Annotated in this window: 27 protein-coding genes; 5 read left to right on the plus strand and 22 right to left on the minus strand. The window is 43.7% G+C overall.

The window, feature by feature from the left end:
- Positions 1 to 181 precede the first annotated feature (181 nt).
- Positions 182 to 1,150: a tryptophan--tRNA ligase gene (trpS, locus tag POW22_RS01860; RefSeq protein ID WP_272830766.1), complete on the plus strand. Its 969-nt coding sequence runs from the start codon at positions 182 to 184 to the stop codon at positions 1,148 to 1,150.
- On the opposite strand, the gene dprA is transcribed toward trpS, so the two are convergent.
- A complete protein-coding gene (gene dprA, locus POW22_RS01865; protein WP_272830768.1) occupies positions 1,147 to 2,253 on the minus strand; it encodes a DNA-processing protein DprA in 1,107 nt (368 codons plus the stop codon). The two genes, trpS and dprA, sit on opposite strands and share 4 nt — an antisense overlap.
- Positions 2,254 to 2,364: 111 nt before the next feature.
- Here dprA and POW22_RS01870 point away from each other — a divergent pair, with 111 nt between their 5' ends.
- Positions 2,365 to 3,294 carry an HU domain-containing protein gene (locus POW22_RS01870; protein ID WP_272830770.1) on the plus strand — a complete coding sequence of 310 codons (930 nt, stop codon included), beginning with the start codon at positions 2,365 to 2,367 and terminating at the stop codon, positions 3,292 to 3,294.
- Between the two features lie 57 nt (positions 3,295 to 3,351).
- The gene (locus POW22_RS01875) at positions 3,352 to 3,864 is read left to right on the plus strand and encodes an acyl-CoA thioesterase (RefSeq protein ID WP_272830771.1); all 513 of its coding nucleotides are present in this window, start codon (positions 3,352 to 3,354) and stop codon (positions 3,862 to 3,864) included.
- A gap of 12 nt (positions 3,865 to 3,876) precedes the next feature.
- On the opposite strand, the gene POW22_RS01880 is transcribed toward POW22_RS01875, so the two are convergent.
- The 16 genes from POW22_RS01880 to porW form a co-directional block, all read right to left on the minus strand.
- Positions 3,877 to 5,106: a murein hydrolase activator EnvC family protein gene (locus POW22_RS01880; protein WP_272830772.1), complete on the minus strand. Its 1,230-nt coding sequence runs from the start codon at positions 5,104 to 5,106 to the stop codon at positions 3,877 to 3,879.
- The gene (gene lolB1 / locus POW22_RS01885; RefSeq protein ID WP_272830774.1) at positions 5,106 to 5,879 is read right to left on the minus strand and encodes a lipoprotein insertase outer membrane protein LolB1; all 774 of its coding nucleotides are present in this window, start codon (positions 5,877 to 5,879) and stop codon (positions 5,106 to 5,108) included. The genes POW22_RS01880 and lolB1 overlap by 1 nt, the downstream gene beginning before the upstream one ends.
- Before the next feature lie 11 nt (positions 5,880 to 5,890).
- On the minus strand, positions 5,891 to 7,240 hold the full coding sequence (locus POW22_RS01890) for a tetratricopeptide repeat protein (protein ID WP_272830775.1): 1,350 nt from the start codon (positions 7,238 to 7,240) through the stop codon (positions 5,891 to 5,893).
- Positions 7,241 to 7,264: 24 nt separating this feature from the next.
- Positions 7,265 to 8,281, minus strand: coding sequence for a sugar nucleotidyltransferase (locus POW22_RS01895; protein ID WP_272830777.1), 1,017 nt, complete (start codon positions 8,279 to 8,281; stop codon positions 7,265 to 7,267).
- 41 nt (positions 8,282 to 8,322) lie between these two features.
- Positions 8,323 to 8,760 (minus strand): dUTP diphosphatase, encoded by a 438-nt coding sequence (dut, locus tag POW22_RS01900; RefSeq protein WP_272830778.1) that lies wholly within the window; start codon positions 8,758 to 8,760, stop codon positions 8,323 to 8,325.
- A gap of 30 nt (positions 8,761 to 8,790) precedes the next feature.
- Positions 8,791 to 9,294, minus strand: a complete 504-nt coding sequence (locus POW22_RS01905) for a hypothetical protein (protein ID WP_272830779.1) — start codon at positions 9,292 to 9,294, stop codon at positions 8,791 to 8,793.
- A 122-nt stretch (positions 9,295 to 9,416) separates the two neighbouring features.
- Positions 9,417 to 10,280, minus strand: coding sequence for an ATP synthase F1 subunit gamma (gene atpG, locus POW22_RS01910; RefSeq protein ID WP_272830782.1), 864 nt, complete (start codon positions 10,278 to 10,280; stop codon positions 9,417 to 9,419).
- Positions 10,281 to 10,333: 53 nt separating this feature from the next.
- Complete coding sequence (atpA, locus tag POW22_RS01915; RefSeq protein WP_272830783.1) at positions 10,334 to 11,914, minus strand: F0F1 ATP synthase subunit alpha; 1,581 nt, start codon at positions 11,912 to 11,914, stop codon at positions 10,334 to 10,336.
- Between the two features lie 42 nt (positions 11,915 to 11,956).
- Positions 11,957 to 12,499: an ATP synthase F1 subunit delta gene (atpH, locus tag POW22_RS01920; RefSeq protein ID WP_272830785.1), complete on the minus strand. Its 543-nt coding sequence runs from the start codon at positions 12,497 to 12,499 to the stop codon at positions 11,957 to 11,959.
- 4 nt (positions 12,500 to 12,503) lie between these two features.
- On the minus strand, positions 12,504 to 13,004 hold the full coding sequence (locus tag POW22_RS01925; RefSeq protein WP_272830787.1) for a F0F1 ATP synthase subunit B: 501 nt from the start codon (positions 13,002 to 13,004) through the stop codon (positions 12,504 to 12,506).
- A gap of 86 nt (positions 13,005 to 13,090) precedes the next feature.
- The gene (gene atpE / locus POW22_RS01930) at positions 13,091 to 13,315 is read right to left on the minus strand and encodes an ATP synthase F0 subunit C (protein ID WP_087523796.1); all 225 of its coding nucleotides are present in this window, start codon (positions 13,313 to 13,315) and stop codon (positions 13,091 to 13,093) included.
- Positions 13,316 to 13,351: 36 nt separating this feature from the next.
- Positions 13,352 to 14,470 (minus strand): F0F1 ATP synthase subunit A, encoded by a 1,119-nt coding sequence (gene atpB, locus POW22_RS01935; RefSeq protein ID WP_272830791.1) that lies wholly within the window; start codon positions 14,468 to 14,470, stop codon positions 13,352 to 13,354.
- 84 nt (positions 14,471 to 14,554) lie between these two features.
- Positions 14,555 to 14,962, minus strand: a complete 408-nt coding sequence (locus tag POW22_RS01940; RefSeq protein WP_272830792.1) for a DUF6168 family protein — start codon at positions 14,960 to 14,962, stop codon at positions 14,555 to 14,557.
- Positions 14,963 to 15,184: an AtpZ/AtpI family protein gene (locus POW22_RS01945; protein ID WP_272830793.1), complete on the minus strand. Its 222-nt coding sequence runs from the start codon at positions 15,182 to 15,184 to the stop codon at positions 14,963 to 14,965. It abuts the gene before it with no gap.
- A gap of 47 nt (positions 15,185 to 15,231) precedes the next feature.
- Positions 15,232 to 15,654, minus strand: coding sequence for a bactofilin family protein (locus tag POW22_RS01950; RefSeq protein ID WP_336407697.1), 423 nt, complete (start codon positions 15,652 to 15,654; stop codon positions 15,232 to 15,234).
- A gap of 47 nt (positions 15,655 to 15,701) precedes the next feature.
- Complete coding sequence (gene porW / locus POW22_RS01955; RefSeq protein ID WP_272830795.1) at positions 15,702 to 18,197, minus strand: type IX secretion system periplasmic lipoprotein PorW/SprE; 2,496 nt, start codon at positions 18,195 to 18,197, stop codon at positions 15,702 to 15,704.
- A 239-nt stretch (positions 18,198 to 18,436) separates the two neighbouring features.
- Between porW and POW22_RS01960 the strand changes: the two genes are divergently transcribed.
- Positions 18,437 to 19,489: a ferredoxin--NADP reductase gene (locus POW22_RS01960; protein ID WP_272830797.1), complete on the plus strand. Its 1,053-nt coding sequence runs from the start codon at positions 18,437 to 18,439 to the stop codon at positions 19,487 to 19,489.
- On the opposite strand, the gene POW22_RS01965 is transcribed toward POW22_RS01960, so the two are convergent.
- The 4 genes from POW22_RS01965 to POW22_RS01980 all read right to left on the minus strand — a co-directional run bounded on the left by POW22_RS01965 (position 19,486) and on the right by POW22_RS01980 (position 22,932).
- Positions 19,486 to 20,067, minus strand: a complete 582-nt coding sequence (locus POW22_RS01965; protein ID WP_272830798.1) for a TetR/AcrR family transcriptional regulator — start codon at positions 20,065 to 20,067, stop codon at positions 19,486 to 19,488. The two genes, POW22_RS01960 and POW22_RS01965, sit on opposite strands and share 4 nt — an antisense overlap.
- 253 nt (positions 20,068 to 20,320) lie before the next feature.
- A complete protein-coding gene (locus tag POW22_RS01970; protein ID WP_272830799.1) occupies positions 20,321 to 21,355 on the minus strand; it encodes a glycosyltransferase family 9 protein in 1,035 nt (344 codons plus the stop codon).
- 16 nt (positions 21,356 to 21,371) lie between these two features.
- Positions 21,372 to 21,980, minus strand: coding sequence for a DUF4254 domain-containing protein (locus POW22_RS01975; protein WP_272830801.1), 609 nt, complete (start codon positions 21,978 to 21,980; stop codon positions 21,372 to 21,374).
- Positions 21,981 to 22,008: 28 nt separating this feature from the next.
- Complete coding sequence (locus POW22_RS01980; RefSeq protein WP_272830803.1) at positions 22,009 to 22,932, minus strand: hypothetical protein; 924 nt, start codon at positions 22,930 to 22,932, stop codon at positions 22,009 to 22,011.
- Between the two features lie 38 nt (positions 22,933 to 22,970).
- Here POW22_RS01980 and POW22_RS01985 point away from each other — a divergent pair, with 38 nt between their 5' ends.
- A complete protein-coding gene (locus tag POW22_RS01985; protein WP_087523806.1) occupies positions 22,971 to 23,207 on the plus strand; it encodes a DUF6341 family protein in 237 nt (78 codons plus the stop codon).
- Here the strand turns inward: POW22_RS01985 and purD are convergent.
- Positions 23,199 to 24,473 (minus strand): phosphoribosylamine--glycine ligase, encoded by a 1,275-nt coding sequence (purD, locus tag POW22_RS01990; RefSeq protein ID WP_272830806.1) that lies wholly within the window; start codon positions 24,471 to 24,473, stop codon positions 23,199 to 23,201. The two genes, POW22_RS01985 and purD, sit on opposite strands and share 9 nt — an antisense overlap.
- Positions 24,474 to 24,516 lie beyond the last annotated feature (43 nt).

Here is a 24,516-nt window from a genome sequence, read left to right on the forward strand (position 1 = left end):
CAGTAATACCGGAAAAAGCACCACGATAGGCAGGGCGACCAGAAGGTAAAACCATATCCGCCATAAAATCTTAAAAGGGGCGCCGATCCAATGCATGAGGCTCAAAAATAAAAATTCCAAATCAGTTCTAATTCATTAGAGCAAACTTTGTAAAAAAAGTAACTTTGCCAAAAACATCACTATGGCTCGAATTTTAACCGGCGTTCAAAGTACAGGCACTCCGCATTTGGGGAACTTACTCGGTGCTATTTTGCCAGCGATTCAAATGGCAGAATCGCCAGAGAACGAATCTTTTCTATTCATTGCAGACATGCACTCTTTAACACAGATCAAAGATGCTGCAACGCTTAGAGACAATACCTATCGTACTGCAGCAGCTTGGCTAGCATGCGGCTTGGATATTGAAAAGACGGTTTTTTACAGACAAAGTGATGTTCCACAAGTGACCGAGTTGGCTTGGTATCTGGGATGTTTCTTCCCCTACCAACGTTTAACCTTGGCACACTCTTTTAAGGACAAGGCAGATCGATTGGAAGATGTCAATTCCGGGATCTTTACTTATCCTATGTTGATGGCTGCAGATATTTTGGCCTACGATGCTGAGATTGTTCCTGTGGGGAAAGATCAGCAACAGCACTTGGAATTCACTCGTGATGTTGCCAGCAGATTCCACGCCAAAATGGGCGAGTGTTTTGTGCTACCAGAAACGGAATTACAAAAAGACACCATGTACGTTCCAGGCACCGACGGCAATAAGATGAGTAAGTCTAGAGAGAATACCATTAATATCTTTTTGGCCGATAAGAAATTGCGCAAACAGATCATGGGCATCCAAACAGACAGTACGCCTTTAGAAGATCCTAAAGATCCAGATACTTGTAATGTTTTTGCCTTGTACTCTTTAATGGCTACTGCAGATCAAACCGAGGAAATGGCTGCGAAATACCGCGCTGGAGGCTTTGGATACGGTCATGCAAAACAAGCGCTCTACGAGTTGATCATTGATAAATTTGCCACAGTTCGCGAGCGTTTCAATTACTATATGGACAATTTGGGCGAGATCGATGCAGCCTTGGCCGTAGGTGCAGCGAAAGCGAGCAAAGTGGCCAATGAGGTCATTGGTCGCGTGCGCGAGAAGACTGGTTACTAGACTTTCTTAAAAAGCTGACCAGGAAGCGGCTTGATCCAGCCTTTGAGTTCCATGGACAGCAGCATGGCCGCTAAGTTCCCACTTGGACCTTTCCATAAGATTCTCAGCTGTTCAATGTGCATATGTGCGTCTCCATCAAAGAGCGCTAAAAGCATCTGTTCTTCTGGTTTTAATACTTCAAGAATCCGCAAAGGCAGTTTTGTTTGGACTTCAGAGGGATCTTGATCCCAACCCAGATCGCTCACTAAATCTTCAACAGAGGTATATACCTGCGCAAGCTGTTTGGATATAAGACTGTTGCAGCCCGCGCTTTGGGAATCGGTCAATCTGCCGGGTACCGCATAAACCTCACGGTTATAAGAGAAGGCCATCTCCGCAGTGGTCAAACTTCCTCCGCGCTCTGCAGATTCGACCACAATGGTGGCTGTTGAGAGTCCGGCAATGATCCTGTTGCGTCTTATAAAATAGCGGTTGTGAAATCCGGCATTGATCAAAGTCTCTGAAAGCAATCCTCCTTGTTGCGCTATCTGTCCGGCGATCTTAGTATGCCTTTTGGGGTAAACCTGATCCAGACCTTGTGCTAAGCAAGCCACGGTCTGCATTCCATTGGCCAATGCAGCTTGATGTGCGGTCACATCAATTCCAAAGGCCAAACCAGAAACAATAACAGGGTCATAAGGTCGCAAAGCCTGAACTAGCGCTGCACACTGTTGTTGACCATAAGTGGTCATTTTGCGTGTGCCAACTATAGATAACCAGCGCCGCTTTTGCCAAGGCGGACGACCTTTGTAAAATAGAATAATGGGGCCATCTATGCAGTGTTTTAATTGAGACGGGTAATTGACATCAGTATAGGTCAAACCACTAACGCCGTGTTTATGCATCGCCTCTATTTGTTTCAACGCTGTGTTTCTCGCTTCTTCCCAGTTCCAATGGGATAAAAGCCGTTGTGGAAACCAGGGTATGGATTTGAGCTGGGTGCTTGTGGCATCAACTACGGCCTCAGGTTGCTTGAAATAGTTCAATAATTTTTTCGCCAAGGCATTACTCAGCCCTTTCTGGCAATACAAGACCATAACTGGCAGCAGATCAGCAGTGTTCAAATTCGATAAAATTGCAGGGGAGGGTCATTAAAATTACGACATAATTACCAGTGTTAATAAGTTCTTAGGTGAGGTACTTGGTGGGATTCAAAAAATGCTAAATTTGTTTTTATGCGGCTTGATCAATACATCAGCGATTTACTCTACAGATACGAATGCGTTATTCTGCCTGGATTTGGTGCTTTTCTTACACAGTATCAACCAGCAAGGATTCATGAATCTACGGATGCTTTTTATCCACCGAGCAAATTGTTGTCTTTCAATAGACAATTACAATCCAATGACGGCTTGTTGGCTGATCATATTGCCAAGGCCAAAGATGTTAGTTACGCAGAAGCTTTAGACAGTATCCGCAGCTATACGCGCTTTTTAGAGCATGAATTAGAAGCGGGGAAAAACATCCTGATTGAGGCTGTTGGTTCTCTTTCTATGGATCAAAACAAGATCAGCTTTGAGCCAACAGCGCAGAATAACTACCTGACGGAATCCTTTGGACTGTCGCATTTTGTGCAACCGGCTGTAAATCGCTCTCCAGAGCAGGTTGAGGAAGTTATTACCTCAGAGCCAGAGCCACTACTATTCACCCCTACAAAACAGCGTCCGGTGTATTTGAGATATGCCGCTATTGGACTTGTAGCGATAGGACTTGCGAGCTTTGGAGGTCTTAAGATTTATGAATCTGGAGTAAAAGAGCACAACTACGTGCAAACTCAAGACGCTAAAGACCGCGTTCAGAACAGTATTCAAGAAGCTACTTTTGTGATTAACCCTTTGCCGAGCTTAGAGGTTAATCTTCCAAAATATCAGGGCAAATACCACATCATTGCTGGAGCATTCCGAGAGGAAGCCAATGCCCACAAAAAAGTAGCTCAGCTTCAAGCTCAAGGCTTTGAAGCGCGCTTGTTGGGTAAAAACAAATACGGCTTACACCAAGTGAGCTATGAAAGTCACAGTGAGCGTTTAGACGCTTTGCGCGCCCTTAGAATTATCAAGAACAGCAACAATAAAGATGCTTGGCTCTTGGTAAAACAGTTCAACTAGTCCCCTATTCTTTTTTTCACCAAGTAAATTGGTCTTAACTTTGCCAAAATTCTAGTTATGGAGGCTAAGACACCTAAAGATTCCTGTACCATCATTACCGATTTGGTCCTACCCAGTGAGACCAATCCCTTAGGAAATATGTTTGGAGGCGAACTATTGGCTCGTATGGATCGTGCTGCGAGTATCGCTGCAAGACGCCACAGCCGTAGAATTGTGGTAACTGCGTCAGTAAATCACGTGGCCTTTAATAGAACCATTCCTTTAGGTAGTGTGGTAACTGTAGAAGCCCGTATTTCTAGAGCGTTTAGAAGCTCTATGGAGATCTTTTTGGATGTTTGGATCGAGGATCGTGAAAGCGGACTGCGTTCTAAGGCAAACGAGGCTATCTATACTTTTGTCGCTGTAGATGATACCGGCAATCCCGTTCCCGTTCCACCAGTTAAGCCTGAGAGTGATCTAGAAATTGAACGCTATGATGCTGCCCTAAGACGCAGACAGCTCAGCTTGGTATTGGCGGGAAAGATCAAACCTTCTGAAGCTACTGAGCTCAAAGCTTTGTTTACCGAATAAGGATTTCAATAACTACATTCTGTATACCCAATCCGCGGGATTGAGGCGCGTGGTATTCTTGTAGATCAACAGCTTAATGATCGTTTTACCACTCGCTGGATTCTTGGCAATAGTTCCTATTTGCTGCTTGGTGGTTACTTTGTCGCCTGGACTTACCGAGACCGAACTCAGATTATAATAAACACTGATATAACTACCGTGTTGAATTTGGACGAGCTTGTTAGCGCCTTTGATCTGTTTAACATCCAAGACCACGCCGTCAAATATGGAACGCGCATCGGCTCCAGTTGATGTCGCGATTTCCACGCCACTACAAAAGGTCTCTACATTGGGTAATTGCGGGTGTCTGTGTTTGCCAAAACGCTTAACGACTACTCCATTGGTCACTGGCCACGGCAGTTTCCCTTTATTACTGGTGAAACTGTTTCCTAAGGCCTTTGCCTCTGCCGTTAGTGCAAAGGTGCTGGAGCTACCACCTGTTGCGTCTGCCCCGGAGTTGTTGTTGGAATTCACAATGGCTGCACGAACCAAAGCATCGATCTGGCGGTCTATCTCATCGGCTTGCTTTTGCTTGCTTCTGATTTGACTAGCAAACTTTGACTCGTCCTTTTTAAGCTCAGCCACTAAAGCTTCTTGCTGCTCTTTTTCTTTGCGAAGAGCTTCTTTGGTCTTTTTGTTTTCAGCGATCAAGGCTTGCTTCTGCTTTTGCTGCTCCAAAAGCGACTTGTTGAGCTCTTGCAGCTCAAGGGTCTTACGCTGAATGCTCTCCCCTTGTTCTTTACGGTATTTGGCATATTGGTTCATGTACTGAACCCGTTTGTAGGCTTGTAAAAAGTCCCTTGAGGAAAGTAAGAACATGATGCGGCTTTTGCGGCTTTTGCTCTTATAGCTCTTGACCACCATTTGCGCGTAGTCCTCTTTGATTTGCGCCAATTCTTCTCTGAGTTGATCGATCTTTTTGAGATTCACATTGATCTCTCGAGTTAATAGATTGGCCTGTCTGTTGGTGATTCTGATCAGGTTTTCCTGCGCACGGATGCGCTTATCGATATCCTCTACTTCTGAGAGTACGGAGCGTTCTTTCTTCTGGGTGTCAAAAAGTAAAAGGTTGATCTGCTTGATCTCTTGTAAGATCTCTTGGCGTTTTTCCTCCAGAACAGTGCGTTCATCTTTTTGGGCCTGCGCCTGATTGCTACACAGCAGCAAGGTCAGTAGGCTGATAAAAAGCAGTCGTAAAGTCATTAATCCAGTTGAATTTCAGTAAGTCCGTCTGGCATTGTAAACGGAAATCGAATCGGAATATTTAAATCTACAGAACGAAAATCAATTTCCAAAGTAGTAATTGCGTCATTTTCAGAGGCTTTTATCACCACCTTTTTAGGCAAGACCTGATCATCAACTTTCTGATAGTCTGGGTAGTACATTCTGAGTTTGCGCCCTTTAGTTTCTTGATCAATCCCTTGACTGGCAATTTTAAAGAAATCTGGATTGAGGGCCAGAAAATGGGTGAACAAGTCCAATTCTTGCTTAGGTGCAAGCTTGTATTGATTGTTCTCCACACTCTTTTTATACCCTTGAGATTCTAATTTAAAAATGGATTGGCCCAGAAGGATGTTTTGTGCTTTTTCAAAATCGATCTCCGTACCCAACCAATCACTGATCAAAGCAAAGTCACCGTCAAAATAGGTGCCCCCAATACGCTCGTAATACTGTACTCTATCAGGAGTGATCATGACTTTAGAAAGCGTGATCCCCAAAATGGAAGCCTTGATCCAAATGGCTTTGTTTTTTTCCATTCGCAGACTTACGGTGATATTTTGGGACGATTTTTCATCCTCATAATCCACATTGACCCGCGCAGCCAAAGTCTCAAACTGCGGCTCTGCTGCTTGATGCGTCTTAATGATGTCCTTAACTGAAAAGCCTGGGTTGGCGTCTTTAGAGCCATTAACCAACTTAGCACTTCCGCAGGAACTCAACAGAAAGGCTAAAACAAAGGCGATATGTAGTTTCAATTTTTGCATGTTTATGGAGTACCCAGATCTTGTGCTTTTTTGGCGTATTCTGCAGCTTTAGTGCTGTTGCCTTTCAAGTTATATGCCTTGCTGAGTTGATCGTAAAAGTCTTTTTCTAAGGCCGGATCATCAATGACATAATCCACACCTTCTTCTAGAATTGCTATGGCTGAATCTGCCTTGTCCAAGCCCATCAGACTCACTCCTTGAAGCAAATACAAGAGTGCTTGCGCTGGGTATATCTCCAAGGCGGTCTCACTCAAATCAAATGCCGCTTGATAGGACTCGGCATCAATTTGAAGCAGCAAGGTATTTTTTAAAAGACTGTAGTCCGTATTGTTCGCGGCCACTCCTTTCTGATAGAAATCCAGGGCTTTCTCGCGTTTATCTTGACTCAAGAAGTAATCACCCAATTGCTGCCATAAGGCAGAACTATTCACCGTACTTGAAAAAGTAGTAATGGCCTCATCTAAGGCGCCTTCGTAATTCGGATTTTCAGCCACAAAATCCATAAAGTCTGCCAGCACCTTATACTTGCTAGAAGCGTCTATAGCATCTGCAGCCAACACCTGCTGCATTGAAGATACAGCCTTGTCTTGTTCTCCGTCTCTCAAAGCGAACTTATACAGTGCCAGATGCACCAAATCAGACTCCGGAAAACGGGTCAAAAGCATATTAGCAGCTTCCTGTGCCTTGTCTGAATCACCCTCTGTACTGTAACGGTAAATGAGTTCCAAATAATCTTGCTCGGTAGCTGCATCGCTGTTGGTGATTCCCTCTAATCGGGTGATCTCAGAGGACACATCGCCCGTTATACTGATCACACGCTTGCGCAGTTCGTCACGTTTGGCATTACGCCCCACAGTCTGGTCCAATTCATTGATGAGTTCCATAGCCTCGTCAAATCGAGCGGTACGAACGTACAAGTTGGCGAGGTCTTCTTTATACACGGGATCAAAACTGATCAGTTTTTGCACCACGGGTATGGCCTTCTCATAATCACGCGTCTTGTGATAAACCTCATAGAGTAGCTCCTGCACGTCTTTTCTGCCGGATAGATAGGAATCGCTTTCAATCAAAGCGTTCTCTGCCGCTTCATACTGTTTCAAAGCAAGGTGATTCTTAGCCATTTCATAATAGACCACGGCACGTTGGTCCGTAACAGAACCGGCTGCGCTCATAGCGCTTTCAAGAGCTTCTAAGGCCTTTTCATAGTTCTGAATACCCTTTTGCTTAAGCGCTTCAAAAAAGCTCTCCTGAAAGGCGTCAGACACATTTCCCAGATCATCGGCAAGGATGTCATCGTCTTGAGCAAAACCAGGCACTACCGATCCAAAGATCAGCAGTAAGTATATCAGCATTTGCCCGCCCGTTTTCACCGTCTATTATTTTAATTCTGAGTAGTCTCCAAGGCTAATGGCCTTGAATTGGCCGTTGAAATGGACTTTGTTTCCAATCATAGCTTCTTCTAAAGTAGCATTTTTAATGGTGGTCTCAGATTGTATTATGCTATTTTTAACGTTGGAGCTTTCTATGGTAGTATCCGCGCCAATGCTTACGTGAGGGCCTACAGTGGTATCTTTCAATACTACTCCGGAGGCAATACTGCAAGGTGGAATGATCTCGGCATTCTCCAAACTCACATCGCTAGCGACCAATTCTGCACCTTCCTCATACAAGAAGTTGAGCATCTTAGCATTGGTTTCAACGGTAATCGTTTTGTTTCCGCAATCCATCCAATGATCCACAGTTCCGGTCTTGAAGATCTTACCTTGGGACATCATGCGCTTAATACCGTCATTGATCTGGTATTCACCTCCATTAATGATTTGGTTCTCCAGCACGTATTGCAGCTCCGCTTTTAGCTCACCCACATTCTTGAAATAGTAGATTCCAATAACCGCTTGATCGCTAACAAAGGTTTCTGGCTTTTCTACCAATTCTACAATATGATCATCACTGTTGAGTTTCACCACCCCGTAAGCTTCAGGGTTGGCAACTTTCTTAGTCCAGATCACACTATCGGCCTCTGGATCCAAGGTAAAGCTTGCGCGTATCAAGGTATCTGCATACGCGATTACTGCCGGACCTTCTAGAGAGGGTTCTGCGCACATAATGGCATGACCGGTTCCTAAGGGCTTATCTTGACGGTAAATAGTTCCTTTTGCTCCTAAACTCGTCGCCAACTCAGTCAGACTCTCCTCTACATCAGGACCAAAGAAAGCAGGATCTCCAATTACAAAGGCAACTTCTTCAATAGGTTGATTGAGTATTCCCGCGATATCGCGAACCAAACGGTGAACAATTGGCATCCCAGCAACGGGTACCAAAGGTTTTGGAACTGTTAAAGTATGTGGTCTAAGACGAGAACCTCTTCCCGCCATTGGAACAATGATCTTCATAGTATAAGGTTGATTTTTTCTTTGATTGTTTTTGCTTGAGGCTATTGTTTTCCGGTGCTGCCAAACCCTCCGGCTCCACGCTCGGTTTCACTCAAGGATTGACCCGTATTCCACTGCGCTTGTTCACACTTGGCAATGACCATTTGGGCAACACGCTCCCCATTGGTGATCTTGAACTCCTGATCGGAAAGGTTCACCAAAATTACACCTATCTCTCCACGGTAATCGGCATCAATAGTTCCTGGAGCATTTAGAACGGTTATGCCGTGTTTGGCAGCCAAACCGCTCCGAGGTCTTACTTGCGCCTCGTAGCCTTCTGGCAATTCCATGAAAAGGCCGGTAGGCACAATGGTGCGCTGTAAAGGCTTTAAAACAATAGGTGATTCCAAATTGGCTCTGAGGTCCATTCCCGCAGAACCACTGGTTTCATAAGCCGGCAATTGATGCGCGGACTTGTTGATTATCTTAACTGATACCATAGTGAATTGGAGGTTGGTTAAACGAGCTAATTAATAGCCGCCGTCTGCATTGGGTGCGCTGGGGTAATTGAGCTGTTCACGCTCTGGAATTCCGCTGAATTTAGTATAATGAGTATTTCCGCCTTGCTGATATTGGATCACGCACTCATCCGCAGCGAGTTTAAAACTGTCGTTGAGCTCTGGAACAGGATTTCCGTACTCACCGTTAGGAGCATCACTCATGGTCATGTCTGGCTTTTCTGGATTGGTCCAATGCGCCACATATACCTTATCATCACCGGGCTTAGTAGCGAGTTCTAATAATTGTCCGCGGAAGTATACCGAATCGATCTTTACATCAGCAGCCATTTCAGACACTGGAATGATCAAATAAACACCAGATCCTCCCATTTCTACACCAGCCATCCATTTTTGTGAATAAGCATCCGTGATCGTAAAGGGTGGATCGTTCTCTAATTTCTTATTACTGCAGTCTGAATTCGCCATAAAAACTAGGGCTAACAGCCAAATTCCAAAGGTTCGTAGTTGATTCATAGTATTGTTTTTAGACTCAACTTCAAAAGTCTTGCCATAAAAGTAAGATTTTAAATACTTACTGCTTACAAAAAAGGCTTCCCGTTTCCGAGAAGCCTTAGTTATAATAGCTTTATCAGTGATTATCCGTTCAAGGCCTCTGCACCACCAACGATCTCTAGGATCTCTGCGGTAATAGCAGCCTGACGGGCTTTGTTGTATTCCAAAGTCAAGGAAGCCTTAAGCTCACCTGCGTTGTCTGTCGCTTTGTGCATCGCAGTCATACGTGCTCCGTGCTCACTGGCTACAGAATCACGAATGGCTTTGAACAATTGCGTTTTCAAGCTTTTAGGGATCAATTGCTCCACGATGTACTCTTTGTTTGGTTCAAAGATATAATCGGCAGCTCCGCTAGAAGCATCATCAGACGCTTGTTGGATCGGCAAGAATTGCTCGTGCATCACGATCTGTGTTGCTGCGTTCTTAAACTTGTTGTATACCAACACGATCTGGTCGAATTCTCCATTAGTGAAGATATCCATGAGCTGTTGTGCAATAGCAGCACTGTTCTCAAAGTTTAGATCGTCAAAGATCTCGCTGTTGAAAGTCACAATATTCTCCGTTTTGCTGAGGATGTCATTCCCTTTCTTACCAATGGTCATAAAAGCGATCTCTTTCCCGGCATAAGTAGTCTCTTTCAACTCCTTACACGCCTTAACAATGTTACTGTTAAAGGCTCCGGCCAAACCTCTGTTGGAAGTAATAGCAACCACCAACACTTTGTTCACCTCGCGTTGCTCAGCGAATGCACTTCCACTGTCGCCTTCTAAACTGGCGCTCAAGTTTTGAAGCAATTCAGTAAGCTTGTCAGCATACGGACGCATTGCAGTGATCGCATCCTGAGCTTTCTTCAACTTGGCTGCAGATACCATTTTCATGGCACTGGTAATCTGCATCGTAGAAGATACTGAGGAGATCCTGTTGCGTATTTCTTTTAAGTTTGCCATGTTGCTTTATTCATTGAAGGCTGGCATCCCTTTAAAAGAGATGCCGACCCTGATTATGCTTGATATTTAGCCGAGATCTCTTTGGCAGCAGTTGTCAAAGTGTCGATAACCTCGTCTGTCAATTTTCCTGCTTTAAGCGTATCCAAAGTACCGCGGTGCTTGGTGTTCAAGTATTCGATATAATCGCGCTCGAATTCTTTTACTTTCTCTACAGGAACTTCACGTAGTAAGTTCTTAGAACCTGCGTAGATGATCGCAACCTGATCCTCAACCGTGTAAGGGTCATTCTGAGCTTGCTTCAAGATCTCTACGTTACGCTTACCTTTTTCAATTACGTTCAATGTAGCCGCATCCAAGTCAGATCCGAACTTCGCGAAAGCTTCTAGTTCACGGAACTGCGCTTGGTCAAGCTTCAAAGTACCTGCTACCTTCTTCATGGATTTGATCTGTGCAGAACCACCCACACGAGATACAGAGATACCTACGTTAATTGCTGGACGTACACCCGAATTAAAGAGGTCAGACTCCAAGAAGATCTGTCCGTCAGTAATCGAGATTACGTTTGTTGGGATATATGCAGATACGTCACCCGCTTGTGTTTCAATAATTGGCAATGCTGTTAGGGAACCACCACCTTTTACCTTGTCTTTCAAAGATGCAGGAAGGTCGTTCATATCCTTAGCGATATCATCATCGTTGATCACCTTAGCCGCACGCTCTAGTAGACGTGAGTGTAGGTAGAAAACGTCTCCAGGATACGCCTCACGTCCCGGTGGACGACGTAGCAAAAGAGATACCTCACGGTAGGCTACCGCTTGCTTAGATAGATCATCATAGATAATTAGAGCAGGACGTCCTGTATCGCGGAAGTACTCTCCAATCGCAGCTCCAGCAAATGGAGCATATACCTGCATCGGTGCAGGGTCAGAAGCGTTTGCAGCAACGATAGTTGTATAAGCAAGAGCTCCTTTTTCTTCTAGTGTACGAGCGATGTTCGCAACTGTAGATGCCTTTTGTCCAACGGCAACATAAATACAGTATACGGGCTCACCAGCATCGTAAAATTCTTTTTGGTTGATGATGGTATCGATACAAACAGTAGTCTTACCTGTTTGACGGTCACCAATTACCAACTCACGCTGACCACGTCCTACTGGGATCATGGCATCAACAGCTTTTACTCCAGTTTGAAGCGGCTCGTTTACCGGCTGACGGAAGATTACCCCAGGAGCCTTACGCTCTAGTGGCATTTCAAAAGTCTCTCCTGCAATTGCACCTTTACCGTCGATTGGTTCACCCAAAGTGTTTACCACACGGCCAACAATTCCTTCTCCTACGTTGATAGAAGCGATTCGCTGGGTACGTTTTACAGTAGCTCCTTCTTTAATACCTTTTGATGGGCCTAAAAGTACAACCCCTACGTTGTCTTCTTCCAGGTTCAGTACAATTCCTTCTAATCCGTTTTCGAATTCTACCAATTCCCCATATTGAGAATTAGACAATCCGTATACGCGGGCAATACCATCACCTACGGTAAGTACGGTTCCAACTTCGTCTAACGAAGCTGTAGCTTCGAAGCCGGATAGTTGTTTTTTTAAGATTGCTGAAACTTCAGCTGGATTTACTTGTGCCATATCACTGTTTATTACCGGAGCACTGCTCCGAAAGCGTAATTATTAAATGCTATTACTAAATTCTTTTCTTAGTGTACTCAATTGGTTAGAAATGCTTGCATTGTACTGCATATCTCCAACGCGCAATACGAAACCGCCAATGATCTCTGGATCGATCTCGTTCTCCAGGCTCACGTTATCGCTACCTGTAAGGGTCTTCGCTTTAGCCAACACCTGATCTTTCAAGGCACCGTCTAAAGCAACAGCAGTAGTTACTTTTACCACTTTTACTCCCTGTGTATCGTTATAAAGCCCAATGAAACCTGCGGCTACATCGCCTAAGTATTGGGTGCGCTCATTGGCAGCCATTACTTTGATCAGGTTTTGAGTTGTCTTTTGAGTACCCTTGAACAACTCCAACAAAACAGCTTCTTTATCACTGCTTTTGATAACTGGACTCTGTAGTGCCAATCGCAGCTCTTTGCTCTCGGCTACAGTAGCGTGAACGCCTTGCATGTCTTCAAAGACCGCTTTGACGTTGTTGTCTTCAATAGCTTGCTGCAGGGCAGCCTTTGCATATCGCAATCCTACTTTGCTGCTCTTCATAATTCTAGTTTAGTTTAGCGTCACCTAAAAGGTCCTCAACTAATTTTTGCTGCTTACCAGCATCTGCCAACTCAGCGCGTACCACTTTTTCTGCAATATCTACAGAAAGTGAAGCTACTTGACTTTTAAGATCGGCAACGGCGGCTTTCTTTTCACTTTCGATGGCAGCCTGTGCTTGCGCGATCATTTGATCGGCAGCAACTTTAGCCTCGTCTTTCGCGTCAGCGATCATTTTAGCTTTCATATCACGAGCTTCCTTGAGCATCGCATCACGCTCTGCACGTGCTTCGTTCAACAACTTTTTGTTGTCTGCCTGAAGATTTTCCATCTCCATTTTGGCTTTCTCAGCAGCGTCAAGAGCTCCTTGAATATTGTCTTCGCGCTCGTTAAGTGCGTTTAGGATAGGTTTCCATGCAAACTTTACCATCAAAAAGATCAACAGTAAGAACAAGATGGTCTGCTTAACGAATAAGTCGAGCGAAAAATTTTCTAATAATTGTTCCATAATACTTTATAGTGCTTTAAAACTGTGCGTTAACAAACACTTTCCTGCAACCAACCGTTGCAGGAAAAGTGTAGTTCTTAAGGTTCTTATTTTCCTAAGAAAATAGCCGCGAATGCCAAACCTTCTAAAAGAGCCGCGATAATAATCATCGCAGTTTGGATCTTGTTAGTAGCTTCTGGCTGACGAGCGATACCTTCCATTGCACCTCTACCGATTTGACCTAGACCAATACCAGCACCGATTACGATTAAACCAGCACCTACAAGGTTAGGAACCAATGAAGTAGCTTCTTGAAGAATTGCTAAAGACATAATTGAAATATATAATTAAACAAATAAAATACGTTCTTAGTGATGCTCGTGCTCTTCTACCGCCATCCCAATGAACAACGCTGAAAGCATTGTAAAGATGTACGCCTGAAGAAATGCTACAAGCACCTCGATCAATGTAATGAACATAGACAATACTAGTGACAAGGTTGTTGACCCTACCGCTGTCATGTCGTTCTGCATATTGATCCCGATGGCAATCAAACTCATTACCACAATGTGTCCCGCTGTGATGTTCGCAAACAAACGAACCATAAGCGAGAATGGCTTAATGATCAGCGTTCCCGCCAATTCAATTACAGCCAATAAAGGACGTAGCAAATAAGGTACACCTGGCATCCACAGTTGGTGGCTCCAGAAATGCTTGTTACTGCTCGCCAAGTAAATTACCAAAGTAAAGATGGCTAGTGCAGCAGTTACTGCTAATTGTCCTGTTACGTTAAATCCAAAAGGAGCAAGTCCTAATAGGTTCAAAATCCAAACAAAGAAGAATACCGTTAATAGGTAACCGGTAAAGTTGCGGTAATTAGCACCGATGTTTGGTTTTGCAATTTCGTCTCTTACATAGATCACTAGGGGCTCTAATACACGAGCAAAACCAGTAGGGATCTTTTGAGTTTTATATTGTTTGGCCAAACGACCAAATAAGAATAACATTAATAGACCGATCAAAAGGATACCTAAAACACTCTTGGTAATTGAAAGGTCAAATGGTGCCGTAGCGTTTGTTGGGTGATGTGCATCGTCAAACTCAACGGTTGTGGCTCCTGCGTTAAGCTCGTAGATCTTTCCGTGGATCTTTACAAAACGGCTGCCGCCTTTCTCTACGATCTCTTTCCCTTCGTCATCGTGGTGGAAGGCAGAAGACATAAACGCAGTCAATCCGTTCTCACCCCAAAGAATTACAGGAAGTGGGAATCCAACGTGGCTCTCTTCGCCATCAGGAAAGTGTGTAAATAGGTGAAAATCGTGAGAATCTTTGGTGTGGTGTACAATGTATTCTTCGATCTCTTCTGGGGTGTTAACTGGGTCGGAATGACCGTCCTTCTTAGCATCAGGATCACCCTTTGCAAATGCAGTTAACGAGATAAGAAAAACAAGACTAAAGGTCGTTACTGTTTTTGATAGTAGCTTCATTCTAAATTGCTTCCTTTTGAAGTTATTATAACAACTCCCAAATTTTGGCGCAAAGGTAGGCTTTATTTTCTGTTTAAAACAGCATCATTCTTCATTTTTTGCAACTCTTTTTTCACTGAGCAATCTCGAAATAAAAAAGACTTCAAAAATTAAAGACAAAAACAACGGAATCAATAAACTTATCGCCTCCAGATTTGTAAACGATTCTCCGCTAAATAAATAGGGATTAAAGACAATTAAAAACACCAAAGCCTTTAGCACAACGCTAGCCAGGTAAAGGAATCCCAGCTGATCGGCAAATTTTTGAACTCTGCTTAGCGCTGCTAAAGCAAAACACAAGACCAATGAAAAAATGGAGTTGAAAATGTAAATATCCTGAAGTGGAAAAGGCAATTCACGACCCGAGTCGTTCAAGAAATTAGTGTGTAAAAAAAATGCGCCTATCAGGATCGCCACAAAGACCGCACATGAAATTCCTAGTTTTTTACCCATTTAATTGTCTTTATTGAACCGATTTACGCGATGAATTACAGAAAACATTGACGCAAAAATAGCAACTAAAGTGATGGTGGTTTCTAAGAAGGTGGTATTAAATTTTGAGTCCAGCCAACTGCCGAGCAAATTCCCCAGCCAGATGATCAGACCCATTTGCAGGCCAATACTTGAAAAGACGGCCCAATTTTTCAGTGCTCCGTTCCGTTTTTCCTTTGGCATTTTTTATATAGTATAGATGAGCCGTGTCTTCGGCGCGAGTTGATCCTTTAGTTGGATACAGAAACGTCCTTGCCCTTTTTGGCAGCACGTACTCCAGCCACTGCGGCAGAATCGCTTAAGGCGTTCTCAATGGCGTCTTTGGTCAAACCACCCATAACGCAAGTGGCGTTAAAGCTAGCTCCAGGTTCCACGGCCAATTTATTGGCAAAAACCTCCCCTTCAATCACAGCTGTAGCACGTAGGGTCAAGGTTCCAGCAACGGTAAGTGTTCCAGAGACCTTTCCTTCTACATCAGCATTTTCACAGTGCAGCGAACCCTTGAGCGAGCCTGTTTTCCCCACCACAACCTTAGCAGGAGTGGTCAAATTTCCTTCAACGGAGCCTTCTAATCTGAATCCGCCTTTAGACTTGATATCACCCACAAGGTGAGTGCCTTCGCTGATCTTGTTCTGGTTGGTTCTGGTTTCCATTCCGGGGCGTGATTTTTTATCAGAAAACATAAGTTTTGTATTGGGGATTAATCGGGATTCTCTGTTGACTCCTGCTCAATATAAGCAGCGAGGTTTTTGTGTATTTGGATTACTTTATAGTTGTCTCTACTGATGCTGAAGTATTCCGGCTTTACCTTGTAGCGCTTGTTGTCTCTCAAGAGTTCTCCAAAGCCAAGTGCGCCTAATTTACTGTCTAGACCATGTACCACTACAAAATGCTGCTCTGGCGTGTAGAAGTCTTTAGAAACGCTCATTTGTTGGTAATTCAGATACGTCAAGGCAGAACTGATGGTATCATAAACAGTCTGTGCTGCTTCTTTCTCGTCAGCCTTAAAACTGTAAACCAATTTAAAGGAGTTGCTCGCCGCGTTGTCTAAGAAAGAGCTGTCTTCTAAACGAGGAACAGTCGTTGAATAGATGAACTGCGCTTTTTTACCCTCTTCACTGTTCGGATAGTTCAGTGCGACAAAATTCAGGGCCTTTTTATAGGCTTCAAATCCATCTCTACGCCCAAGAGCTGTAGCCTTAAGCAATTCCAACTTAGGTACAATTTCGTTACCGTTATAGGTAGTAATGTACTGATCACAGCCGGCAATTACTGCGTCGTATTGTGACGCCTCAAATTGGGCAAACAGTTGATTGTATTTAAACTCCGGACTGGATTCATCCGTAGCCAAAGCCGCATCCGGATTATTGATGATCTCTGCATAACGAGAGTCTGGATAATTGGCCGTAATGTCGTTTTTATAATAATCACGGCGGTCCGCATTACCCATCTCGTTATAAATCTTATACAGATTGTATTTAGAAGGCAACACCAAGCGTTCTTCTGGATTCTTGGTCAAAAGTGTTTCCAAACGCTCAGCAGCTAAAGGATACTCTTTAAACTTCTCTTTATAGATCAATCCGAGTTGGTAATAGGCAAAATTCCTGTCTGTGGTCAAGGTATCGATCTTGCCTTGTTCCGTCGGAATGGTTGCCAGATAGGTCTCCGGCTTAAAGCGCGGATCATCCCCAATGGAAAAGCCTTCTGCCGCTACTTCTTCTTCATCTGCAGCACCTAAAGCATTTTTGTCCGAGCGGCGCCAGTCATCTTCTAGCTCACGATCACCCCATCGGCGTCTAAACTCTTGCTTACCATAGGCCACCGTTGTAGTATTGTAGAAATAGAAGGCTCCTGCTTTGTCGGACTCACCGGTTCCTCCTTCAAAAAATTCGTTGTCGGCGAATCCATCACCGCCGTTCTTAGCTTGGTCAATGGAATCTTGAATCGCTTGAGCTCTTAGCGCATCAGTATACTCGGTAAAGTATGCCAAACGCTCTTCCGCAGTCATATTTACCAAAGTCAAAATACTATCATTGGTTGCTGCAACAAGCTCATATTGGATAACATCGTCTAAATTGTCACGCTTCTTCTTAAGACGTCGGTACTCTAAAGTATTCGGTCTCATTTTGACCAAAGTACTGTCGTAATAAGCACCTGCAGTCTGATATTCTGCGCGGTCAAAGAAAATAGTACCCAAGGTCACATAGTTGCGCGCTTGGAGGTAATCATCTTGTTGGTTGGCTTTGATGGATTTGTTGTAGTACTCCATGGCCACCTCAATGCTGTCATTGCTTTGGTGATACACCCCGATCTGATGATAGATCTTATCCAAATACGGACGGTTCTCTCGGTTTTCGGCCAAATCAGTCAGTAGCTCCAAGAAAGCTACCTTATCTCCAGTCTCGTAGTTGAAATTCTTAGCCTTTTCTATATAGGCGTTGATCATGTAAACACGTGGCGTCTTTCTGTTGAGCGCAATGACCTCATCAAAAGCCATATTGGCGCTGTCTGGAAATTGCAATCTGTTGTATAGTTGCCCTTGAATGTAGAGCAATCGCCCTTTGTTCTCGTTGTCTCTGGTGTACTCAGCAGCTGTTTTTATGTAAGGCAATGCAGCTTCTAAAGTATCTAGATTGATATACGCCTGCCCAATCATGGCCGAAGCTTCTGAGAGGTCTTCATCTTCAATCTCTCCGCGCTTGATCATGCGGTTTAGATCATCAATAGCGATCTCTTCATTGTTTAGGCGGATGTTGGCTTTGGCCTTCCAGATCTTGGCCGTGTTGATCTTATCTCCCGTGGGATATTTTGAAAGAACATAATTAAAGGCTTCCAAAGCTGGAATGAAACGCTGGTCAAAATAACGGGCTTTTCCCAAAAGGATAAAGGCCTCATCCATTTGCGGATTGCGCTCTTTTCCATCGATGTACATCGAGTTCTTTTGAATTGCCTTAGCGGCTTTTTCCTCAGCCTTTTCAAAATTCGGGTTTTTGGATTGTCCTGGCAGACTCACATCCTCCAAGATCTCCATGCGTTCTACAGGAAGAATTTCCCAATAGTTATCACGATAAGTATCGGCAAGGGATTTGCGTCCTTCATCAAAGGCCACTTGTCCGTTGTAAAGCTTGTTGTATTCCGCGGCAACGGCATTTAAATTTCGGTTGATAAAACCGTCCTTCTTTGTGGAACAGCTCATGATGCATAAGCTGCAAATCAAAAAAGCGCAGGCCCCGTAAAATCCCCGTTTGAACATGGTGTAATTTTATATCAACTAAACTGAAAAAAGCCTGTTTTAGTATGCGTTTTTCCAGAGAAGGGTAAAAATACATTTCTTTTTCAATTATTGCGGGCTTCGCCCTAAAAAATGAGGCATTTCCACAGATTCTGATGTTTCAAATTGGCAGAATCGTTTGTACTTTTGCAAAAAAAATTGCCATGGCAGACTTTCACGAACTCCAAATTGCAGCTGTAGAACAGCAAACCGATACTGCGGTAAGTTTAAAATTTCAAGTGCCAGCCACTTTAAGTAATGACTATCAATTTGCTGCAGGTCAATATGTTAACCTCAATGCAATTATAGATAGAAAAGAAGTGCGTCGCGCTTATTCTATTTGCAGTTCTCCTAACAGCGGGGATCTGACCGTTTTGGTCAAAAAAGTAGAGAACGGTGTGTTTTCTACCTATGCGAACACCGCTTTGTCTGCCGGAGACTCCCTAAAAGTAGCTACGCCAGAAGGGCGATTTGTACTGCCAGAATCCAAAGCTGCCAATTATTTGTTTTTTGCAGCGGGTTCCGGAATTACACCCATTCTCTCTATGATCTCTGACTGTTTGGAAAACCGCCCAGACACAAAAATGGTCTTGGTTTACGGAAATAAAACTCCTGAAGGCACTATTTTTAAAGGAGTGCTTGAAGATTTGCAAAGTCAATATCCGGAGCGTTTGCAAATAGAATGGATCTACAGCCGTGGCGATGGAGACAACTATCACTTTGGGCGCATTGATCGTAGCAAAGTAGGTTTTACCGTGAATAATAAATACCAGGACACCACTTTTGATGACGCCTTTGTCTGTGGCCCTGGTGATATGATCGATACCGTTATTGAAGCCCTAGCTGATTTTGGAATGGCAGAGCAAAACATCCATTTTGAACGTTTTACAGTTTCTTCTGACGATGATGAGATCACAACTAATGAAGTGCCTGATGGAAATGCGGCTATCACTTTTATCATTGATGATGAGTCTAACACCATCACCGCACCGCATGCTGAATCTGTGCTTGACAGCGCATTAAAACACGATTTGGACGCGCCGTATTCTTGTCAAGGTGGAATTTGCAGCTCATGCATTGCAAGAGTTACCTCTGGAACCGTAGAAATGCGCAAAAATCAAATTCTTACCGATGCAGAAGTTGCAGAAGGTCTAGTACTTACTTGCCAAGCCCACGCTACCTCAGCTCAAGTAACTATTGATTACGACGACGTTTAGTCCAATAAACGCAAGGTCTGAAGGATAATTCCATCCAAGGTAGCTTGTTCCTGTTCCGTTTTTAAGGCGACTCTCATGCCGATGATCGCGTTGTATATGGCGGCTGCCGTACTCTTAGGGTCAATATCTGTCCGGAGTTCATTTTGATATTGAGCTTTCTTGATGGCCATCTCACAGGCTTTTTGTAAATCCCATTGATTTCCGCGTACAATTGCTGCTACGTCTTCATCTACCGCGGCCATTTCTGTTGCTGCATTTACCAACATGCATCCTCTAGGATGAAAATCGTCTATATCCTGTTCAATGATCAAGGTAAAAATAGCCTCCAAGGTCTCTTTAAGATCGGTGGCCGTTTCAATCAAATAAAGATGCCTACCAATGATCCTTTTTCGATACTGATGTAGGGCCTGCAAATACAAATTTCTTTTGTCTCCAAAGGTGTCGTAAAGACTGGATCTACTCACCCCCAAATGGGCCACCAAATCATTGGCAGAAGTTGCGTGATATCCCTTCTTCCAGAAGAGACCCACGGCAGCATCGAGCACATTCTCAACCTCAAATTGTTTGGTTCTGGCCATTAAAAAGCAATTTTTCGAAAAAACGGGGGTTTTTTGCGGTATTCCAAAGGTAGTAATTTATCGGAACATTTGTTCCAATAAATAATAACTCACTGTTTTTCAGTGTTTTAAATATATTCTCTTTGATATCGATGATGAGACCCCCACCTACCATCAGACAAGTGCAAAAATAGGGGTTATGGAACGTTTGTTCCGTAATTAAAAAGGTCGGAACAAACGTTCCGATATTATTAATTGCCTGATTATAAATCTATTACAGATTTTTCAGTACAAGATCTGAAACCTGTTGAGAAGGGATGGAATTTATAGCATTTTCATAGCCAGAAGGGTAATCTTTCCCGTAAACTGAAGTTGGAATTGCGGGATACTTTTCCAGGTCGGGCAACAACCAATTGGTCTCGTTTTGTCCAAAAGGCGCAAAGCCTAAATAAGGATGAGTCACCCCCCAAATGGTGAATACGGGTAAGCCAAAATTTGCTGCCAAATGACCATTGCCACTATCCATGGCCAGCATGCCATCCAAATTGGAAATCAGGTCTAATTCTTGGGGGAATTTGAGCAATCCTGCGACCACCTCGACATGTTTCAAGCCAGAAGCTAATTTTAAAAGTGATTCCCTTTCCGAAGGCCCTCCAAAGAGCAGGGTCTTTAGTTCATTAGATTGATCTAATTGTTCGAGAACTTCACGCATTTGCTCTTCCGAGTAGGATTTTGAACCAAATGCAGCATATGGTGCTATTCCCAAGATCTTTCCGGTCCATCCCTGGAGTAGCTCTAAAGCCGCTTGAGGTATAACTCCACGATCTAAGGGAACAAACTGATTCAAATCTACTGGGAAACCGAGCTCGCCCAATACCTCCGCATATCGCTGGTGTGAGGATTTCAAAGGCTTCCATGTTTTATTGTTTGGTTTGCACAAGGCTTTTTTCGCTGCACGATCTTTGTCCATTTTTGATCGCTTAACTCCGCTAAAGCTCATGAAGGAACGTACCATTTTAGAACGCAGCACATTGTGGCAATCTGCCAAATGGGTCACTCCCAATGCCTTCAATTCCTTGGCCAGGGTACACATGCCTAAAATGCCTTTGTGTTTTCCTTTAACCTCCGCAGCCAAAAAAGAAACATCGGGAATTGCGGCAAATATCGGTTTGTGAAAAGCTTTAGAAACAACAGTAATCTTCAATTCAGGGTAGCTGGCACGAAGGACTTGCACCGCAGGAACGAGCATGGCTACATCACCCATGGCCGAAAGGCGCAAAATGGCAATATGCTGCTGTTTTTCTCCCAAAATTTAAGAATAGGTCTTACTTCTGACCGCGAAGTACTGGGTTAAGCTCGTCGTCGTTGTACATTTTCATCTGTTTGTAGACTTTCATGTACTTATCTCCGGCTTCAATATCTTCTAGAAGTTGATCTATAGCTGTTGAAAGATCTACACGCTGCTCTAAAAGCACGTCCAACTTCTTCTGGCAAGCTGCGCGGTGAGCATCCGTAGCGTCCGTGCGCTCTGCTTCCTCACGCATATGATAGATCTTTAGTGCCAAAATAGACAGTCGATCCACACCCCACGCAGGGCTTTCCGTGTTGATTCTAGCACCCTCTTTAACGGCTACATCCTTGTATTTATCCAGAAAGTAACTGTCAATGTACTCCACCATGTCTGTTCGGTCCTGATTGGAAGCGTCAATCTTGCGCTTTAAGGTCAAAGCTGCTTCCGGATCGATGTTTGGATCGCGAATAATGTCTTCATAATGCCACTGCACGGTGTCTATCCAACATTTGCGATACAGCAAATGCGCCAAAAGATCTTCCTTTTCGTCATATGGATTCGAGAAAGCTTGGTTGACATCATCAGCAATGTGATAGTGCTTGATAACTTCTTGGAAAATGGGGTTTGCCTTGGCAGAAAACATAGTCAAATTTTAATGCAGTAAAGATACATTAAATGACCGTTCTGGCGGCAAAGGGCAGCAAAAGAAAGGCCCACAAGAGTATTTCTGTAATGGGGCGTTGCTGATTGCGCTCTGTCAAGTTAGCCAAGGCCACTCCCAAAGGAAACATCAAAAAGATGAGTGACTGCGTTTGTGCAGGTTGCACTCCAAAAGCGACTAGCCAAGCCACTATGGCCGCAAAAACTATAAAGAGTTGACGTTTTTTTCGGATCAGCATGATCTTGCGAAATCCCAACCAATAGGCAGGTACCACGACGGCAGAAAGCGCCAACAAATATGCTGCCGGCCAGGCTGTTTGCATGGATTTGAATTCTGAAAGATCAAAATTCCAATCTTGAAGCTGAAAATACTGTGGCAGTTGGTCATTTATCACCCAAAATCCCGCTAGATAAATGATTCCAACGGTCAGAACAGCAAAAAACGGTACCAGCCAATTCCGATAATCAGACGCGTCAAACAACAAGACTCCCACAAATACCAGAAGCAAAATGCCTCCGGCACCATACCAGGCTAAAGCTGCAATAGCGATCCAAAAAGTAGCATCATAGAGCTTCTTTTTAACCGATTTTAGACTTTGAAGGCTAATAATTCTCCGAATCGCCATTAAAACCAATACGTGAGCAACCACACCGGTCAATTCCAATTTTGAGATAGGAATCATTGCCAGCAAGAACGAATAGGCTACTACCACAAAGGAATTCTTTTTAGAGAGTTCGTTTTTTCTAACAATAAAATCAACAAGTAAGATGCTGAATATCAGCAATCCAGACATTGACAAGAACTCCAAAATTGCCCAGATGTCATAACCCCGATTGCAGGTGTAGAACCAATCCAAGGCAAAAATCAGTAGTAAATACAGGGAAACCCACAGAAAATTTAACGGTTTAGAAGTTGCGAAAATCCTTGTGAGCATCTAGAGAATTTGTAATTTTGTCAAGTAAATATAAAAATATGAGTTGGAGAGGTTTTTTTGAAGGAATTCAATCATTTTTTGAAAACGTAGCGTTTGCACCGTACGAATGGTTGCGCGCTTTAGAACTTGAAAACTGGTGGTTAGCCAATACAGTAACTTGGCTATTCATTTTGGTAGGATTTGTTGCTTTCTTTTACTGGATGAAGCAATTGCAGATCTTCAACCAAAACAACGAAGAAGACCGCAGCCAGGTTTCTCACTCATTCTTAGGATAAGTCAAAACCGATATCGGTTCTATAATACATCGTATCGAAATGTAGTTTAGCTGCATTTTGGTACGATTTTTTTAGTGCCTCTTTGTAATCATCTGCCAAGGCGGTCACTGCAATAACTCGCCCACCATTGGTCACTACTTGACCTTCTTTTTCTGCGGTTCCCGCATGAAATACTATCGCATCTTCTACATTTTCAATCCCTGAAATAGTTTTCCCTTTTTCATAAGCTTCTGGATAACCTCCAGATACCAACATTACTGTTGTGGCGGCCTGAGGATTCACAGAAAACGCTGTGCTTCCAAGAGTTTGCGTATCCGTTGCCAGTAAAAGATCTACTAAGTCCGACTCAATTCTTGGGATCACTACTTCCGTCTCTGGATCTCCCATACGCACGTTGTATTCAATCACCTTTGGATCATCTCCTACCTTAATCAAACCAATAAAAATGAACCCGCGGTAAGTCAGATTTTCTTCTTTCAAACCATTAACGGTAGGAATTACAATTTGCTGTTCCACCTTTTCAAGGAAAGCCGAATCTGCAAATGGAACTGGGGAAACTGCTCCCATTCCACCGGTATTGAGGCCCTTATCTCCTTCTCCAATACGCTTGTAGTCCTTCGCGTTCGGAAGGATCTTGTAATCTTTCCCATCGGTCAAAACAAAAACGCTCAGCTCAATCCCATCCAAAAATTCTTCAATAACTACCGTACTACTCGCAGCACCAAACTTTTGGTTGGCCAGCATGTTTTCCAACTCTTGCTTTGCCTGGTTGATATCTTCCAGGATCAAAACTCCTTTCCCTGCTGCTAGTCCGTCGGCTTTTAAAACATAGGGTGCGTTAAGCGTCTCTAAAAACTGCTTTCCAGCCTCAAGTGTTTCAGAAGTAAAACTCTGATAAGCCGCAGTTGGAATATTGTGGCGCTGCATGAACCTCTTGGCGTAGTCCTTACTTCCTTCCAATTGCGCAGCCTCTTGAGACGGCCCAACTACAGCTACTGATTTTAACGCTTCATCTGCTTTAAAGAAATCGTAAATACCATCAACCAGTGGTGCTTCTGGACCTACAACAACCAGCTCGATCTTCTCCTGCAAAACCAAGGATTTGATTCCCTCAAAATCACTTACTCCTAAGGCCACATTTTTGGCAATGGCTGCCGTACCGGCATTCCCTGGAGCAACAAATAACCGCTCGCATTTAGGGCTTTGTACAATCTTGTGTGCTAAGGCGTGTTCTCTACCTCCGGAACCGATAATAAGGATGTTCATTTTTGCTGATTTTGACCGAGGGACAAAAATAATTGTTTGTAAA

This window comes from Gilvibacter sediminis (assembly GCF_028561565.1).
GTDB classification, from domain to species: Bacteria; Bacteroidota; Bacteroidia; order Flavobacteriales; family Flavobacteriaceae; genus Gilvibacter; species Gilvibacter sediminis.